Raw genomic sequence first — 2709 nt, forward strand, 5'->3', positions numbered from 1 at the left:
CCCTATCTGCATATGGGCCTGCATATTGCGGTGCTTGAACAGCTTTCCACTGATCGTCCAGCCGGAATCGTACAGGCCTATCAGCGGCTAATCGCCCAAACGGCTGATGAGCATAAAGCACAGCATATGATGGTTGACTGTCTGGCAGAACAGTTGTGGTTGGCCCAGCAAAACCAACAACCGCCATCCGAAACCGCTTATCTCAATGCACTTCAACGTTTAACGGAGAAATAGTTATGCAAGCATTACAATTTCACCATGCAACCGGCCCCGCCCAACGTGTTCAAAAAGAAATGCCCAAAGCCACGGGTTACGATGTTGTGGTCTCAGTAGAAGCTGTCGCGGTTAATCCGGTGGATCTGAAAGTGAAATCAACTATTCAGGATGCCTCCAATGGCAAAACCATCGGTTGGGATGCTGCTGGAATCATCACTGACGTTGGCGAACAATGTCAGAACTTTCAGGTGGGGGATAAAGTCTTCTATGCCGGTGATATTGGCCGTGATGGCTGTTACGCAACTCATCAACTGGTGGATTCACGGATTATTGCCAAAGCGCCAAAATCATTGCAGCCCCATCAGGCAGCTGCGTTACCACTCACAGCTTTGACAGCTTGGGAGTCGCTGTTTGATCGACTGAAAATTGATGCAGAAAAAGATAGCGATAAAACCTTATTAATTATTGGCGCTGCCGGTGGTGTCGGATCGATGGCGATTCAGCTGGCAAAACAACTCACCAGCCTCAAGGTGGTTGCCACGGCATCACGGCCAGAAACACAAAAATGGTGTAAAAAATTAGGTGCGGATGTGGTGATTAGTCACAAAGGTGAGTTGAAAGATAATTATCAGGCAGCAAATTTGCCAGCTGCAGATTATATTCTGTGTCTGAATGACAGTGATTATTACTACCCGCAAATGGTTGAACTGATTGCACCTCAAGGGTTAATCGCCCTCGTGGTCAGCTTCCAGCAACCAGTGGATTTGAACCTGTTAAAAAACAAAAGCGCCGGTCTGGTATGGGAGTTTATGTTTACCCGTCCTAATATGAAAACAGCTGATATTCAGCAACAGGGCTATATTCTGCAACGTATTGCAGAGATGGCTGATTTAAACCAGTTACAACCTGTTTCGCAGCAGCATTTTGATCAGTTAACGCCACAAACACTTGATCAGGCTCATCATTTATTAAGCCTGGGTCAAACAATCGGAAAAATCACGCTTGGAGCGCTATCTGATACATAGCGCGGCTGAACATATGCCCGTATAATTAATGCCACTATTATGGAGTCAGAGGTAAACCATGCAATCTTCTAATACACCAAAGTACCTGATCGGCAGTTTAATTGTTGTCGGGGTATTGTTTTTAATCGCTAATTTAATTTTGTCGAATATGCTGTCTATTGCCGACAATGTAGTCGAACCTGAGCCCATGGATGCTGAAGCAATTGCAGAGCGATTAAAACCAGTAGCCAAAGTAAACATTGGTGAAGAACAGGTTGCAGAGGCTCCCACAGCTGAGGAAACTGAGGCTGCAGATGATGCTGCCGATGCTAGCGTCGGTAAACAAGTTGTGACTCAGGTTTGTGCGGTCTGCCATTCAACCGGTATGATGAATTCGCCCAAAATTGGTAATGCAAATGATTGGGCTCCCCGTATCGAAAAAGGCATGGATACTCTCTATACTCATGCTATCAACGGTTTTAATATGATGCCGGCACGTGGTGGCAATCCAAAACTGAGTGATGATGAAGTTAAGGCTGCCGTCGACTACATGACCTCATCGGCTGAATAACCGATAAAAATATTAGTCCGTGAGCACCGAACATATTCGGTGCTCACGGATAACTGAAAACTCAGCGAGTAAAATTTAATCATTCTAAGCCACATGCTGAAACGATTATCGTCTAGCATCGACAGGGATCACATTAGCCGCCATGAGCTTACTCAGTTTTAATCTTCCCTTAGCCGCACTCCTCCCATTTGCAGCCGCTCCACTTGCTGCATGGTCTACCCGATACAATCGATTGGCTTCTGCCTGGGTAGCTGGACTGACAACATTGTTAACCTTGGCGATTCTATTCCCGTCCATGCAAGCTGTATTTGCTGGCGAAACCCTCATTCAACAATGGTCATGGCTACCAGCTATTGGTTTTAACATTGCCTTCAGGCTTGATGGCTTAGCGCTGTTATTTGCCTTGCTGATTCTGCTGATCGGTCTGCTTGTTATTTTTTATGCTCGCTACTACCTGTCAGCCAAAGATTCTATGGGGCGGTTTTACGCCTATATGCTGATGTTTATGGGCTCTATGCTGGGCATCGTATTATCTGAAAACCTGTTGCAACTGGTCGTATTCTGGGAACTCACCTCAATAACGTCATTCCTGCTGATCAGTTATTGGCAGCATCGTCAGGATGCCCGTCAAGGTGCGAGAATGGCCTTAGCGATCACCGGCGCAGGTGGTTTGGCCTTATTGGGTGGCGTGTTATTACTGGGCCATATTGTTGGCAGTTATGAACTGACTCAAGTGCTGGCGTCGGGCGATTTAATCAGAGGTCATGATTTATATCTGCCGACATTGCTACTGATTTTGCTGGGGGTATTCACCAAATCAGCGCAGTTTCCATTCCATTTCTGGCTGCCGCATGCGATGGCTGCCCCTACCCCGGTCTCAGCTTATCTGCATTCTGCCACTATGGTGAAAGCCGGTAT

Annotated in this window: 4 protein-coding genes; all 4 read left to right on the forward strand. The window is 46.6% G+C overall.

Annotation, left to right across the window (positions count from 1 at the left end; all coding sequences use genetic code 11):
- A partial coding sequence (locus B3182_RS07470) for a DUF1841 family protein (protein WP_292752172.1) occupies positions 1-234 on the forward strand: 234 nt, incomplete at its 5' end.
- 2 nt (positions 235-236) lie between these two features.
- Entirely contained in the window at positions 237-1241 is a 1005-nt protein-coding gene (locus B3182_RS07475; protein ID WP_292354042.1) for a zinc-binding alcohol dehydrogenase family protein, read from the forward strand.
- A 58-nt stretch (positions 1242-1299) separates the two neighbouring features.
- Complete coding sequence (locus B3182_RS07480; RefSeq protein ID WP_292354040.1) at positions 1300-1791, forward strand: c-type cytochrome; 492 nt, start codon at positions 1300-1302, stop codon at positions 1789-1791.
- A 142-nt stretch (positions 1792-1933) separates the two neighbouring features.
- The coding region (locus B3182_RS07485) for a proton-conducting transporter membrane subunit (RefSeq protein WP_292752175.1) at positions 1934-2709 on the forward strand (776 nt) is incomplete at its 3' end.

The organism is Methylophaga sp. UBA4204, from assembly GCF_002379485.1.
Taxonomy (GTDB): Bacteria; Pseudomonadota; Gammaproteobacteria; order Nitrosococcales; family Methylophagaceae; genus Methylophaga.

What these genes read in the sequence shown, in the direction of transcription:
- B3182_RS07480 (WP_292354040.1), top strand. Translation starts at nt 1,300, where the DNA reads ATGCAATCTTCTAATACACCAAAGTACCTGATCGGCAGTTTAATTGTT.
- B3182_RS07475 (WP_292354042.1), top strand. Translation starts at nt 237, where the DNA reads ATGCAAGCATTACAATTTCACCATGCAACCGGCCCCGCCCAACGTGTT.